The sequence below is a fragment of the Streptomyces sp. NPDC015661 genome (genome assembly GCF_043077765.1).
In the GTDB taxonomy this organism is placed as follows: domain Bacteria; phylum Actinomycetota; class Actinomycetes; order Streptomycetales; family Streptomycetaceae; genus Streptomyces.
In genome coordinates this window covers 16,811-31,114 of sequence record NZ_JBIBST010000021.1, presented here as the reverse complement: position 1 = coordinate 31,114, position 14,304 = coordinate 16,811, and the positions used below count along the sequence as shown (strand labels likewise).

General features: G+C 72.3%; 12 protein-coding genes. 3 read left to right on the top strand and 9 right to left on the bottom strand.

Going from position 1 to position 14,304, the window contains the following annotated elements:
• Positions 1 to 69 precede the first annotated feature (69 nt).
• Positions 70 to 3,105 carry an NACHT domain-containing protein gene (locus tag ACF07V_RS37020; protein WP_392160291.1) on the bottom strand — a complete coding sequence of 1,012 codons (3,036 nt, stop codon included), beginning with the start codon at positions 3,103 to 3,105 and terminating at the stop codon, positions 70 to 72.
• 475 nt (positions 3,106 to 3,580) lie between these two features.
• Between ACF07V_RS37020 and ACF07V_RS37015 the strand changes: the two genes are divergently transcribed.
• Positions 3,581 to 4,297 (top strand): M23 family metallopeptidase, encoded by a 717-nt coding sequence (locus ACF07V_RS37015; RefSeq protein ID WP_392160290.1) that lies wholly within the window; start codon positions 3,581 to 3,583, stop codon positions 4,295 to 4,297.
• Positions 4,298 to 4,307: 10 nt separating this feature from the next.
• Here ACF07V_RS37015 and ACF07V_RS37010 read toward each other — a convergent pair whose 3' ends face one another.
• Entirely contained in the window at positions 4,308 to 4,865 is a 558-nt protein-coding gene (locus ACF07V_RS37010; protein ID WP_392160288.1) for a TetR/AcrR family transcriptional regulator, read from the bottom strand.
• Between the two features lie 101 nt (positions 4,866 to 4,966).
• On the opposite strand from ACF07V_RS37010, the gene ACF07V_RS37005 reads away from it, so the two are divergent.
• Complete coding sequence (locus ACF07V_RS37005) at positions 4,967 to 6,553, top strand: MDR family MFS transporter (RefSeq protein ID WP_392160286.1); 1,587 nt, start codon at positions 4,967 to 4,969, stop codon at positions 6,551 to 6,553.
• A gap of 204 nt (positions 6,554 to 6,757) precedes the next feature.
• On the opposite strand, the gene cseC is transcribed toward ACF07V_RS37005, so the two are convergent.
• From cseC to ACF07V_RS36975, 6 genes are all read right to left on the bottom strand, one after another.
• Entirely contained in the window at positions 6,758 to 8,074 is a 1,317-nt protein-coding gene (gene cseC, locus ACF07V_RS37000; protein ID WP_392160284.1) for a two-component system sensor histidine kinase CseC, read from the bottom strand.
• Positions 8,075 to 8,086: 12 nt separating this feature from the next.
• Entirely contained in the window at positions 8,087 to 8,788 is a 702-nt protein-coding gene (gene cseB, locus ACF07V_RS36995; RefSeq protein ID WP_392160283.1) for a two-component system response regulator CseB, read from the bottom strand.
• A 103-nt stretch (positions 8,789 to 8,891) separates the two neighbouring features.
• Entirely contained in the window at positions 8,892 to 9,638 is a 747-nt protein-coding gene (locus tag ACF07V_RS36990; RefSeq protein ID WP_392160281.1) for a hypothetical protein, read from the bottom strand.
• Positions 9,626 to 10,198, bottom strand: coding sequence for a SigE family RNA polymerase sigma factor (locus ACF07V_RS36985; RefSeq protein ID WP_392160279.1), 573 nt, complete (start codon positions 10,196 to 10,198; stop codon positions 9,626 to 9,628). The genes ACF07V_RS36990 and ACF07V_RS36985 overlap by 13 nt, the downstream gene beginning before the upstream one ends.
• A gap of 175 nt (positions 10,199 to 10,373) precedes the next feature.
• On the bottom strand, positions 10,374 to 11,300 hold the full coding sequence (locus ACF07V_RS36980; protein ID WP_392160277.1) for an A/G-specific adenine glycosylase: 927 nt from the start codon (positions 11,298 to 11,300) through the stop codon (positions 10,374 to 10,376).
• 33 nt (positions 11,301 to 11,333) lie between these two features.
• A complete protein-coding gene (locus tag ACF07V_RS36975) occupies positions 11,334 to 12,017 on the bottom strand; it encodes a phosphatase PAP2 family protein (protein ID WP_392160275.1) in 684 nt (227 codons plus the stop codon).
• Between the two features lie 223 nt (positions 12,018 to 12,240).
• On the opposite strand from ACF07V_RS36975, the gene ACF07V_RS36970 reads away from it, so the two are divergent.
• Entirely contained in the window at positions 12,241 to 13,083 is an 843-nt protein-coding gene (locus ACF07V_RS36970) for a hypothetical protein (RefSeq protein ID WP_392160273.1), read from the top strand.
• Between the two features lie 15 nt (positions 13,084 to 13,098).
• Here the strand turns inward: ACF07V_RS36970 and disA are convergent, their stop codons facing one another.
• Positions 13,099 to 14,223, bottom strand: coding sequence for a DNA integrity scanning diadenylate cyclase DisA (gene disA / locus ACF07V_RS36965; protein WP_392160271.1), 1,125 nt, complete (start codon positions 14,221 to 14,223; stop codon positions 13,099 to 13,101).
• Between the last annotated feature and the right edge of the window lie 81 nt (positions 14,224 to 14,304).

The window sequence follows — 14,304 nt, the reverse complement described above, 5'->3', positions numbered from 1 at the left end:
GCCGAGCCTGTAGCGACGAAGGGGCGGCCCCGGAACCTGATGGTTCCGGGGCCGCCCCTTTCGCGTCGGTCAGATGGGGAGGATCTCCACGTCGGCGGCGAGGTGTTCGGTGCCGGTGATCCGCCGCCCGATCGCGCGGACCGACACGAGCCCGGTGAGTGCCGCGAGGGGGGTCAGGTCGTGGCTGCCGGGGGCGAGGTGGAGGCGGCGCACGGACGGGAAGATCTCCACGAGCCGCCGAAGGCCCGCCGTGTCGGCCTGGGCCGCCAGGTGGAGCGAGGTGACTCCGGGAAGGACGGTCCCGGCGGGACAGCGGTCCAGGTCCGTACCGGTGAGGGCGAGGGTCTCGACGCCGGGCAGCGCGGTCAGCTCCTGCCAGAGCGAGGGGGAGAGGGGCTCCGCCGCCCAAAGGTGCAGCTCGCGCAGGTGCCGGAGCCGGGACAGCGGCCCAAGCCCGTCCCGGGGGAGGGGAGTGATCGAGAGCTGGCGGAGAGGCGACGCGGGAAGGTCGGCGGACGACCAGTCGGCGTCCCGGGGGAGAGCGAGCGAGAGCCTGTTCAGCCGGGTCAGGCGGGTCAGCGGGGCGAGCTCCGGTTGTGACTCGAACCCCTCCAGGGTGAGTCGGCGGGGGGCGCAGTGCCCGAGGAGCGCGTTCCGCGTCCCGGGGGACACCTCCCCGTGGATCTGCAGCAGCCGGGGCCGCAGGCCCAGGCGGATGAGCTCGTGGGCCTGGGTGTCGTCCTGGACGCTGTAGTAGAGGCCGGTCGGGTCGAGCCGCGCCACGATCTCCTCGGCGTAGGAGCGCGTCTCGTACCGGTGCCAGGCCCAGATCATCTGGGACCGGACGGCGACCAGGGGATGGGAGACGAACCGGGACAGGTAGAGGACGGCGGCGTCGTCCTGGACGTGGGAGGCGGCCACCACGGCCAGGCGGGCCGCGTCGTCGTCCAGGCCGTCCGGGCCGGGCAGCAGGTCGAAGATCATCCTTCCGGCCGCGGCCAGCGCCTTGGCCTCGGCCGTCGTACGGGGCGGGATCACCTCCGACGTGCGGCGCAGCACCTCCTCCCGGACCTGCGGGGAGACCTCCGTCGCGTGATCCAGGGCCGTGGCCGCCAGGAGCACCAGGCGGAGCCGGATCCGGCGGTCGTCGGTCGCGTCGGCCGCCTTCAGGAGCTCGCGGAGGATCTCCGCGCACTCGTGCGGGCGGGCGTGGCCGACCGCCATGCGGATGACGTCCTCCCACTGGTCGTCCGCGGCGTGGCGCACCAGGACGCCGATGTCCCAGTGGTCCACCAGGGCCTTGGCGGCCAGGTAGTCCTGGAAGGTGCGGTGGACGAAGTCGACGGTGTCCTCCGTCGGCTCGCGCAGCAGTCCGCTGCGGTGGAGGAGGTGGGTGAAGACCGTCTCCGGCGGATGCTGCGCGGCCTCCTGGACCGCCGGCACCGCCTCCCGTACGAGCGACTCCGCGCGGGCCCGGTCCAGCTGGGTGCGGCCGTTGAGCGTCAGCCAGTACGCGAGCCGCTGGATCAGCTGGATCTGCGGGGCCTCGTCGAGGGCGATGCCCGACGGGGCGCCCATGTCCCGCTCGCGGTCGCGGCGCGCGAGGAGCATCGACAGGGCGGCCTCGTAGAGGGCCTTGCGGCCGCGGGGCAGGAACCCGCGCCGGTCGCGGTGGAGGGCGCAGATGAGCCCGCACATCAGGGGGTTGGTGGCGAGCTGGGCGACGTGCTCGGCGGTGCGCAGCGCGTCGAGGAGCGGCTGCTCGTACGGCTCCGCCTCCGGCCCGGCGGCCCGGTGCCAGCGGCGGACGAAGGTGGCGACCTCGGCGCGGGTCATGGGGGAGAGGGTCAGCTCGGTGAAGCCGTCCCCGGCCAGCCAGTCGTCGCGTACGGCGGTGGGGCGTGAGGTGACGAGCCAGCGGTTGCCCTCGTACGTGTCGAGGAGGGCACGGAGCCACTCGCGGGCCCGGCCGCGTTCCGCCTCGGGGATCTCGTCGATGCCGTCGACGAGGACGACGCCGCGGCCGGCGGCGAGGACCCGGTCGGCCCAGCCGTCGGGCGGGGTGAGCGGGCAGCCGGCGGCGGGCAGGAAGCGGTCGGGGGCCGGGAGCCGCTCGCCGTGGCGGGTGAGGGTGCGCAGGGGCAGGACGAAGGGGATGCGGCCCCGGAGGTACGCCATGCCGCTCCCGTGTCCCCCGGTCGCCGTACCGCCGCCGCGCCCCTCGGTCGTCGCCGAGACCGTCAGCCACTGGACCAGGGTCGTCTTGCCCGAGCCGGCGAGGCCGCGGAGCAGGACCTTGTCGTGGCGGGCGAGGGCGAGGTCGGCGCGGACGGCCTGTTCCCGCTGGTGCCCGGCGAGGTGTTCCGACTCGTCGGGCAGGCCGGGCCCGGGGGCTTCGCCGGTCGCCTCCAGGGACAGATAGGCCAGGTCCAGGGGCCACCGGTCCGGGGAGTGGTGCAGGTCGATGCCGTGGATGGTGAGGCGGCCGTGCTTCTTGGCGAGGTGCTCCAGGTACCGGCGCTCGAAGTCCGCGTCCCGGGTGTCGGCCCGTGGTGTCCGGCGGACGACCTCGTCGACCTTCGCGATGAGCTCGGCCTGGGCCCGGGTCTGTTCCACCAGGCTGCGGGCGATGAACGTGGAGCGCTGGGTGAAGAACTCCAGCAGGTGGAGGCAGGCCCACTCGGTGAGGGACTCCAGGTAGAGGACCGCGTCCGTGGAGAGGCCGTCGGGGGCGGGGGCCGCCGCCCGCAGGCGGCGGGCGAGGTCGCGGTGGCCGAGGCGGACGGCCTGGACGTCGTCCATGTCGAGGTCGCCGAGGGCGAGGAGGGTCGTCGCGAGGGTGCCGGTGACGGCCTCGGTCTCGTCGGCGGGGAAGGGGGCTTCGCCGGGGCCGCCCGTCGAGCGTCCGACGAGGGTGGCGGCGAGCTTCCGGACGTCCTTCTCCGTGAGCGTGCGCTTCTCGCCCCGGAAGGAGACCAGGGAGGAGAGCCGGACCTTCGAAGAGCCGGTGAGGCCTGCCCCTGGACCATCGCTGACCAGCAGTTTCTTCAGCAGTGGGCCGATCGCGGCCGAGGCGAGTCGGGTGCCGATGAGTGCCGGTTCCATGTGTGTCCCCCCGTGGATTCCCGAAGCGGTCAGCGTAGTGCGGGACGGGGTTCCGGGCGGCTCGGTTGCGTGACCCAGGTCCCATTCGGGGCGGGGCGCTGGTGACAAGGCGCACAGGCGTTTCGAGGGGTACTAACCGGGATAGTGGCTCACATTGGTGGCGATTCGGGACGTTCAGGGATCAACCATCGGGGCTTTGGTCCCGAGGGGTCCCGAACCGGGCGGTGCGCCGCGTTTCGGGCAGTTCGGGGCGTGCGCGACATGCGCGTAAACCGGAGAGGCGAGGTTGTTTTGTCCGATTTCGTGCCTCGGCTCCAGTGCTGTCAAGAGCCGCATTCCCCCGGAGATCGCTACGACCCCATGTCGTAGATGGGGTGTTTTGGGATGGCTGGGGGTCCGGGTTACCAAGGATGAGCAAGCCCGACGCAGCGACCGTCCGCGTCGGGTCCCGTACTTCCCGGAGGTTTTCCCCCGTATGTCGAAGCGCGTCATGAACCCCGCCGCCCGTATCACCGCCGTTGCTCTCGCCACCGCGGGTCTGGGAGCGTCGCTGGTGGCCGGAGCAGGGTCCGCCTTCGCCGCCGAGGGCAAGGCCGCCGCCCCGGTCACCCTGACCGCGTCCGCCGCCGTCGCCGCCCAGGCCGACGCCCAGGCCCACGCCGCCGCCGCCCAGGTGAAGGCCGCTGCCGCGAAGGCCGCCGCCGCGAAGGCTGCCGCCGTGAAGGCCGCCGCCGCCAAGGCCACCCCCGTGAAGGCCGTCAAGAAGGCGGCCCCGGCCTGGGTCAAGCCGGTCACCTCGTACACCCTCAGCGCCAGCTTCAACCAGGGCGGCGCCATGTGGGCCCACAAGCACTCCGGCCAGGACTTCGCCGTCCCGGTCGGCACCCCGGTCAAGGCCGCGGGTGCGGGCACCGTCGTGAAGGCCGGCCCGAACGGCGGCGGCGACGGCCCCGCGTACGGCAACGCGATCGTCGTCAAGCACGCCAACGGCACGTACTCGCAGTACGCCCACCTGTCGAAGATCAAGGTCTACGTCGGCCAGAAGGTCGCCGCCGGCCAGCAGATCGCCCTCTCGGGCAACACCGGCAACTCCTCCGGCCCCCACCTGCACTTCGAGATCCGTACGACCCCGAACTACGGCTCCGCCGTCAACCCGATGTCCTTCCTCCGGGCCCACGGCGTCGGCGTCTGACGCCTGCCGGCTAGCTGCCCTTCTGGGCCTGGTCGATGAGATCGAGGGCGACCTCGAGGACGGCTTCGTGCTTCTCCTCGGGGTCGCCTTCGGCGTTCTCCATGAAGAAGGTCCCGGCGTGCAGCGTGAAGACCGCGCTCACGGCGCGGACCCTGTCCTTCATCGCGGCGTCGGGTTCCTGGATGAAGTCGTTGAGCGCGATGAAGCGCTCCTTGAAGGTGAGCCCGATGCTCAGGTCGCGCACGGTCGCCTGGTTCTCGTGCATGAAGCGGAACAGCGGGGCCGCGGCGAGCAGGGCCTTCTGGTAGCGGCGCAGGATCTCCCGCTTGGTCTCCAGGGTGCGCGGCTGTTCGCCCGCCCAGGCGACGAGCTCGTCGATGGGGCGCGTCAGGTCCTGGAAGATCCCGATGATGATGTCTTCCTTGGTCTTGAAGTGGTAGTAGAGCGCCGCCTTCGTGACGTCGAGCCGTTCCGCGATCTCCCGCAGCGAGGTCTTCTCGTACCCCTGCTCGGCGAAGAGTTCGAGAGCCACGTCCTGGATGCGCTGGCGGGTGTTGCCTCGGGCCATGGCGGGTCTCCGCTTTCCAGAAAACTTACTTGACGCCCGGCTAGTTACCGGCCTACCGTCCTCAGTGTAGTAACTAGCCGGGCGGCAAGTAAGGGATGGGCATGGCGACGAAACAGAACGTTCAAGCAGTACAGGGGGAGGCCGCGGACCCGCAGCCGCGCAGCGTACGTGTCGTTCTCCTCGCCCTCATGATCGCGATGCTCCTCGCGATGCTCGACAACATGATCATCGGCACCGCGATGCCGACGATCGTCGGCGAGCTCGGCGGTCTCGAGCACCTCTCCTGGGTCGTCACCGCCTACACCCTGGCCACCGCCGCCTCCACCCCGCTCTGGGGCAAGGTCGGCGACATGTTCGGCCGCAAGGGCGTCTTCCTCACCTCGATCGTGATCTTCCTGATCGGCTCGGCGCTCAGCGGCATGGCCCAGGACATGGGCCAGCTCATCGGCTTCCGCACCATCCAGGGCCTCGGCGCCGGCGGCCTCATGGTCGGCGTCATGGCGATCATCGGCGACCTGATCCCGCCCCGCGAGCGCGGCAAGTACCAGGGCATGATGGCCGGAATCATGGCCCTCGCCATGATCGGCGGCCCCCTCGTCGGCGGCACCATCACCGACCACTGGGGCTGGCGCTGGTCCTTCTACATCAACCTGCCGCTCGGCGTCGTCGCCCTCGCCATGCTCACCGCCGTCCTGCACCTGCCGAAGAAGCAGCGCGCCACGGGCACCCGGATCGACTTCCTCGGCGCCGCGCTGCTGACCGTCGGCATCACCGCGATCGTCCTCGTCACCACCTGGGGCGGCACGGAGTACGCCTGGGGCTCGGCCACCATCGTCGGCCTCGCGATCGGCGGCGCCGCCGCACTCGCCGCCTTCCTCTTCGTCGAGACCCGGGCGAGCGACCCGATCATGCCGCTGCACATCTTCCGCAGCCGCAACTTCACGGTGATGTCCCTGATCGGCTTCATCACCGGCTTCGTGATGTTCGGCGCGGTCCTCTACCTGCCGATCTTCCAGCAGTCCGTCCAGGGCGCCTCGGCCACCAACTCCGGCCTGCTGCTCCTGCCGATGCTGCTGTCGATGATGATCGTCTCGCTGCTCGTCGGCCGCTTCACCACCAGCACCGGCAAGTACAAGATCTTCCCCATCGTGGGCGGCGCGCTCATGGTGGCCGGTCTCTTCCTCCTCTCCACGATGGACACCGACACCTCGCGCCTCGTCTCGGGGATCTGGATGGCCGTCCTCGGCGCCGGCATGGGCTTCCTCATGCAGATCACCATGCTGGTCGCCCAGAACAGCGTGGAGATGAAGGACATGGGCGTCGCGTCCTCCTCCACGACCCTCTTCCGGACGCTCGGCTCCTCCTTCGGCGTCGCGATCATGGGCGCGCTCTTCACCAGCCGCGTCCAGGACGAGATGGCGTCCCGCGGCGGGGGCGGGCTCACCGAGCGGACCGCGCAGCTCGACGCGGCGAGCCTCGCCAAGCTGCCGGCCGCGCTCCGCGAGGCCTACCAGCACGCGGTGGCCTCCGGCACCCACGGCGCCTTCCTGGTCGCCTCGGCCGTCGCCGTCCTCGGCTTCGTCCTCGCCTTCTTCGTCAAGGAGGTGGCGCTCCGCGGCGCCGGACCGGCCGCGGCCCCGAAGGCCGAGTCCGGCGACGACGCGCCGAAGGTCGCCGAGACGGTCTGATCAGGCTAACGACAAAGGGGCCGGGTCCTTTCAAGGACCCGGCCCCTCCGTCGTACCCCTCACTCCGGCAGCCGCGGGATGCGCTCCGGCAGCCGCACGGTCCACCCCGGCAGCCGCAGGGTTCACTCCGGCAGCCGCAGGTTCCCCCCGGCAGCCGCACGGTCCACCCCGGCAGCCGCAGGTTCCCCCCGGCAGCCGCAGGGTTCACTCCGGCAGACGCAGGATCGGGAAGCTGCCCGTGTTCGTCGGCGCGTGGTCCGGCAGCCAGAGCACCGCGATCGCGCCGCCCACCCCGTCCGCAGACCCCTCCGCGGCCACGTTCCGGAAGGTCAGCCGGGCGCCGAGGACCCGGGCCTGGCCCGCCGCGATCGTCAGGCCGAGGCCGTGGCCCTGGCCCGCGCGGTCGCTCGTCCCCGTACGGAACCGGCTCGGGCCCTCCTTGAGGAGCGCCTCGGGGAAGCCGGGGCCGTGGTCGCGGACACGGACCACCCGGCCCTCGACGGTGACCTCGACCGGCGGCTTTCCGTGCTTGGCCGCGTTGGCGAGGAGATTGCCCAGGACGCGCTCCAGGCGGCGCGGGTCGGTGTTCACCCAGGACTCGTGCACGACCCGGACCTCGACCTCCGGGTCCAGGGCCCGCACCCGCCGCTCCACGAACTCGCCGAGCGCGATCTCCTGGAGCTCGGCCCGCTCCGAGGCGCTGTCGAGCCGGGCCACCTCGAGGACGTCCTCGACCAGGGTCCGCATGGCCTGCGCCCGGTCCCGTACGAGCTCGGTCGGGCGCCCGGGAGGCAGCAGCTCGGCCGCCGTGAGCAGCCCCGTGACGGGGGTGCGGAGCTCGTGCGCGATGTCGGCGGTGACCCGGCGCTCGGCCTCGATCCGCTCGTTCAGGGCGTCGGTCAGGGCGTCCACCGCCCACGCCAGGTCGTCCGTCTCGTCCCGTACGACTCCGCCGACGGCGTCCCGCACCCGTACGTCCGTATTGCCCTGGGCCACCCGGCCGGCCGCGACGGCGGCCTTCCGCAGCCGCCGCGAGAGCCCGCCGCCGATGATCACGCCGAGCGCGCAGCCGCCGAAGACCACCGTCACCGAGCCGATGACGAGGGCCCGGTCCAGATCGGTCATGATCGTCGCGCTGCGGTCGGCGAAGGGGATGTGCAGCGACAGCACGTCGCCGTTGGCGAGCGGCACGGCCGCCCACACGTCCGGCGGCCCGCCGTGCCGGTGCTCCTGCACGTACGTCCCGCGCCGCCTGTCCCGCATCAGCTGGTCGAGCTGATCCGGCAGCGCCGGGTCGTTGATCTTCGTGCCGAAGCGGGGCTCCTTCGGCTTCGACGTCTCGTACATCCGCTGGGCGAAGAGCAGTCGCTCCATCTGCACCTCGCGCGCGTTGTCGAGCATCGAGATGCGGGCGGCGTTGTGCACGACGATGCTCAGGGTCACCGCGATGAGGGCGCCGACCGCCGCGATGGCGACGGCGATCTTCCAGCGGACCCCGGTCCGCAGGGGCAGGAACTTCACCGGCTCACTGACCTAGTTCTTGAGCTTGTAGCCGAAGCCGCGCACGGTCTCGATCCGGTCCTGGCCGATCTTGGCGCGCAGCCGCTGCACATGGACGTCCACGACGCGGGTGTCCCCGCCCCAGCCGTAGTCCCAGACCCGCTCCAGGAGCTTGTCCCGGGACAGTACGGTGCCCGGCGCCGACGAGAACTCCAGGAGCAGCCGCATCTCGGTCGGGGTCACCGCCACCGGCGCCCCGCCCTTGCGGACCTCCATGCCCTCGGTGTCGACCTCCAGGTCGCCGAAGGAGAGCAGCCCGCCGCCGTCCGCCGGGTCCTCGCCCTCACCGGCCCCGGCCCCGCCCGCGTGCCCGAAGCGGCGCAGCACGGCCCGGATGCGGGCCATCAGGACGGAGCCGTCGAAGGGCTTGGTGACGTAGTCGTCGGCCCCGGCCTCCAGGCCGAGCACGACGTCGATCGAGTCGGCGCGCGCCGAGAGCATGATGACGGGGACGGTCGACTCGTCGCGGATGCGGCGGCAGAGGCTGACGCCGTCCATGCCCGGCAGCATCACGTCGAGGAGGGCGATGTCGGGCCGCTGCGCCCGGAAGGCGTCCAGGCCGGAGAGTCCGTCGGGCATGGCGGTCACCCGGAAGCCGTCCCGCTCCAGGGCGAGCTGGGTGGCCTCACGGATGACGTCGTCGTCCTCGACGAACAGGACATGGGTTTCGGCCATCGTGCGTGCCCTTCGGGGTCGGTGCTTTCTCTCGGTCCACGGATCGGTCCACGGTTCGGCGGGCCACTCGGTCGGGGCCCGGTCGAGCCTCCGGGTCCACGGCTCAGTCGGCGGGGGAGGCGCTCGGCGCGGGCTCCGCGGCCTCGCCGTCGCCGACGGCCTGGCTGTAGTCGTTGTGCACCCAGTCGTGCTGGGTGAACCTGTTGCCCGACCAGCGGTAGGTGATCACGTCCTCGCCCGAGGGGTACGCGACGGGGTCGCCCTTCGCGTACACCTGCTTGGTGACGATGAGATCGCCCCGGTCGATCGTGGCGTAGACCGCCGCGTCCTCGGTCATGAACACGTTCTCGTACCGGTCGCTCTGCTTGCGGTAGACGTAGGTGCCGATGCCGACGGCGTCACCGCAGGTCATCACGTTGACGACGACGTCGGGGGCGGTCGAGTTCGTGATGTTGCCGTAGGAGGCGTCCACCGGGTACGCGTCGGCGACGCACGGCTTCAGATCGCTCTTGAACCGCTCGCCGATCTTCGGATCGGCCTTCAGGAGCGCGATCGGATCCACCCGCTCGGCCGACTGCGGACCGGCGGTGGCGGAGACGGAGGGGGTGGGCGCCGTGGCGGCGATCTCGTCGGTGCGGGCCGCGCCCTCGTCGCGGGAGCCGGTGCCGCCGGTGGAGCAGGCGGCCAGGGACAGCCCGACGGCGACGAGCCCGGCCGTCGCCGTGACGCTCGCCGCCTTGACGGTACGGCGCGGGCGGCGGCGTCCGGTCTCGTACCGGGCGTCGCCGCCGCTCACACCGTGGTGGTCTTCGTGCCGTCTGCCGTCGGGTTCGCCGTCTAGGCCGCGCACCGCTCCCGCCCCCCTTCCTCGCCTCGAACGGTAGTCCGCTCCCCGGTCCGCCCCAGGGCACGGGCGTCGAGGTCACGGCTCTCCAGCTCCTGGCGGAGCCGGGCGAGCGCGCGGTGGAGCGTCGACTTCACCGTACCGGTCGACATGCCGAGCGCCGCGGCCGTCTCCTCCGTGCTCATCTGCTCCCAGTGCCGCAGGACGACGACGCTGCGCTGCTTGGGCGCGAGGACCTTCAGGACGTCCATGAGGAGGGCGCGGTCGGCGTGCTGCTCGGTCGGGTCGTCGATGCTCGCGTCGGGCAGCTGCTCGGTCGGCACCTCCTCGAGCCGGCGGGAGCGCCACCACTCGGTCCGGGTGTTGATCATGACCCGGCGCAGGTAGGCGTCGGCGAGGGACTTGTCGGCGATGCCGTCCCAGCGGCCGTACGTCCGGGCGAGGGCCGTCTGGAGGAGGTCCTGGGCGTCGACGGGGTCGGCCACGAGACGGCGGGCGCTGCGCAGCAGCGCGTCCTGCCGTGTGCGTACGTACTCCTCGAAGTCGAGCACCTCGCCGTGCCTCATCCGAACCGCCTCCGATCCCCGTGACCTGCTTCGTTCCTCGTGTCGTCGACGACGCTACGGAGCGGTTGTCACGGGGCTGTGCGGGGCAGCCGTCGGTCGACGCACGGCTACCCATCGGTTGTGTAACAGCGGGGGAGGAGGAGGTTTCGGCGCTCCGTCCCGGGGAGAGCGGGCCTCAGGACAGCGGGAGCCGGTACCGGCCGCCGTCCAGCGGCTCGACGAGACCGTCCGCGACCAGGCCGTCCAGGGCCCTGGCCCGCTGCACCGGCTCGTCCCAGACCGCGTCCAGGGCCGCCTGCCCCACCGGCTCAGCCGACTCCCGCAGCACGGCGAGGAGCCGGCCGCGCACCTGCCGGTCGGTCCCGGCGTAGGTCTGGCCCCGCCGCGGCGGACCGTCGTGCGCCGGCTTCCCCGAGAGCCGCCAGGCGCAGCGCTCGGCGATCGGGCAGCGCCCGCAGTCCTCGTTCTTCGCCGTGCACACCAGGGCGCCCAGTTCCATGGACGCGGCCGCCCAGCGGGACGCCGTCGACTCGTCCTCCGGCAGCAGCGCGCGGGCGAGCCGCCGCTCGGCGGCCGTGGTCGCGTTCGGCGGGTACTGGACGCCGGTCGCGGCCCGCGCGAAGACCCGGCGCACATTGGTGTCCAGGACGGCGTGCCGCTGCCCGTACGCGAAGGAGGCCACCGCCGCCGCCGTGTACTCGCCGATGCCGGGCAGCGCGAGCAGCTGGCCGTGGTCGCGGGGGACGTCGCCGTGGTGCCGCTCCGTTATGGCGACGGCCGCCGCGTGCAGCCGCAGCGCCCGGCGCGGATAGCCGAGCCGGCCCCAGGCGCGGACCGCCTCGCCGGGGGCCTCGGCCGCCAGGTCGGCCGGGCGCGGCCAGCGCGCCAGCCACTGCTCGTACACCGGGAGGACCCGGACGACCGGGGTCTGCTGGAGCATGAACTCGCTGACCATGACGCCCCAGGCACCGGCCTCGGGGCGGCGCCAGGGCAGGTCGCGGGCGTGCCGGTCGAACCAGGCGAGGACGGGCCCGTGCAGCTCGGCGGGGAGCGCCGGGGGGACGGGGGCCTCGGAAGTCGGGGGAGTGTCGATGGAAGTCATGGCACCCCCGATCCTGGCACGTCCCCGGCGGGATCAGTACGCGCCGTGGCGTGCCCGCGAGCGCCGCTCGGAGTGCGCGGGAGCGTGCGCGGAGGCGTGCGCACTCGGCCCGCGCCCCGCGCACCACACCACAGAGGTGTTACGACTCGACCGGGCCGTCTCCACGAGGGCCCGTACGGGCCGCTCCGCCAGCCGCATCACGAGGAAGGCGACCAGGGCGCCGACCAGCAGGCCGACGGTCACGTCGTGCGGGTAGTGGACGCCGACGAAGACCCGGGAGAAGGCCATGAGCAGCGCCATGGGCACGGTCAGCCAGACGATCCCGCGCCAGGACAGGGCGAGCGCGATCGCGGCGGCGCCCGCGATGGCCGAGTGGTTGCTGGGGAAGGACCAGTCGCCGTGCGGCGGGCAGGCGACGAGCGAGACGGGCGCTCCGGCGACCGCGCGACACGGACGTTCCTCGTCGACCAGCGACTTCGCCGCCTCGCTCACCACATAGCCGAAGCCGGTGGCGACCGGGGCGAGCAGCGCGAGCGCCATGACCCGGCTCGACCCCTCGCGGGAGCGCCACCAGCCGGCGAGGAACAGCACACCGAAGAGCAGCAGCCCGAGCTCCGTCCACACCTCGGCGAGCCACTGGAACCAGGTGGGCGTGGTGTGGGCGAAGTCGGCGACGTCGAGATACAGACGGTCGGAGAGGTCGAGAAGGGTGTTCATGGTGCATGACGCTAACCGGAATCCGGAGTCCGCCGCCCCGGGCCAACGGCCAGAGCGACCCCTGACGAAAGTGGGGGGCTGCGATTCGCGCCGGTTCCCTATGGTTTCCGGTGGGGTTCCGTGAAAAGTTCCCGGAACCGACGGATGTGATCATCGGCAAAACTTGAGGTCTCGGGCGGCGGGTGGGGCGGGAGTTGGGCCGGATCTCTCGTAAGGTTCGGTCGTGGGATCTTTGCGCAATCCGGTCGGGCCGCTTCCCTCCACCATCTATTGGCGACGGAGGGCGGTGGCGCTGTGCCTGGTGGCGCTTCTCGCGCTGCTCGCCGCCTGGGCCTTCACCTCCGGTGACGGCGGCGGGAAGAAGACGAACGACGGGGCCAACGGCTCCTCGCCGACCCCGCCTTCGATCACCCCGGGCCCCTCCGGCACCGGCCCGGCGATCAGCCAACAGCCCGGCGGACGCGACGAGTCGGGAGACTCAGGCGACAACGGCGGCTCCACGGGCCCCGGTACGGACGAGGGCGCGGGCGCCGACGCCGGAACCGATGCCGGTACGGACGCGGGCGGCGACTCGGGCACCGCGGGCACCGGCAAGAACGGCGACACCGACGGAGCCGGCGGCGCGGGCGCCGGTGCGGGCCAGCAGGTCCCGGCCGACTCCCCGCTCCCGAACTGCCCTGCGGGAGCGCTGCAGTTGACGCTCCGCACCAGCAAGCTCGCCTACGAGACGGGGGAGAAGCCCCGCTTCCACCTCGTCGCCAAGAACACCTCGAACACCACCTGCAAGGCCGACTTCGGGCCCCGCAGCGCGGTTCTGACGATCAGTGACGACCGGGACGACGAGGTCTGGTCCACCGCCGACTGCCCGCGCCCCGGCACCCCGGTCCTGCTGCGCGTCCCCGCGCACACCACCATCACCCACACCGTGGAGTGGGACCGCGGCCGCAGCGCCCCGCAGTGCGCGAGCGCCCCGGCGGGCCAGGCCGGCCCCGGCACGTACCTCGTGGAGGCCACGATGCCGGGCGCGAAGGTGCCCCCGGCCTCGTTCAGGCTGGCGAAGGACTGAGGGCCCTCACGGGTCTCAGACGTACCGCTCCAGGATCGAGGACTCCGCGAGCCGCGACAGGCCCTCGCGGACGCTGCGGGCACGGGCCTCGCCGACGCCGTCGACGGTCTGGAGGTCGTCCACGCTCGCCGCGAGCAGCTTCTGCAGCCCGCCGAAGTGCTCCACGAGCCGCTCGATGATCGCGCCGGGCAGCCGCGGCACCTTCGCCAGGAGCCGGTAGCCGCGCGGCGAGACCGCCGAGTCGAGGGTCTCGGGCGAACCGCTGTAGCCGAGGGCGCGCGCCACGACGGGAAGTTCGAGCAGCTCGGTGTGGGTGAGCGCGTCCAGGTCGGTGAGGGCCTCGGCGACCGTCCGCGAACGCTTCGCCGTGGGCTCCGGCACGTAGTCCCGGATCACCAGCTCGCGCTCCGGCTCCACGCCCGCGATCAGCTCGTCGAGCTGGAGCGAGAGGAGCCGCCCGTCGGTGCCGAGCTCGACCACGTACTCGGCGATCTCGGTGGCGATCCGGCGGACCATCTCCAGCCGCTGCGCGACCGCGGTGACGTCCCGGACCGTGACCAGGTCCTCGATCTCCAGCGCCGAGAGCGTGCCGGCCACCTCGTCGAGCCGGAGCTTGTACCGCTCCAGGGTCGCGAGCGCCTGGTTGGCGCGGGACAGGATCGCGGCCGACTCCTCCAGGACCCGGCGCTCGCCGTCCACGTACAGCGCGATCAGACGCATCGACTGGGAGACGGAGACGACCGGGAACTTGCACTGCTTGGAGACCCGGTCCGCGGTGCGGTGGCGGGTTCCGGTCTCCTCGGTGGGGATGGAGGCGTCCGGGACCAGCTGCACACCCGCGCGGTGGATCTTGGTGATGTCCTTGTCGAGGACGAGCGCGCCGTCGAGCTTGCACAGCTCACGCAGGCGCGTGGCGGTGAACTCGACGTCCAGCTCGAAACCGCCGGTGCACATCGAGTCGACCGTCTTGTCCAGGCCGAGCACGATGAGACCGCCCGTGTTTCCCCGGAGGATCCGCTCCAGGCCGTCGCGCAGCGCGGTACCCGGCGCGACCGCGCTCAGGGCGGCGCGCATCAGCGCTTCGTTGCCGGAGCCCGCGCCGGACCTTCCGGGAGCTGCTGCCCCGTCCTTGGCTGCCACTGCACTCCTCCGGCTCGTACGGATGGGCGAGACCAGGGCAAAGTCTAGCGACACCACCCCGCGGGGGTTGTGGGCGTGCGT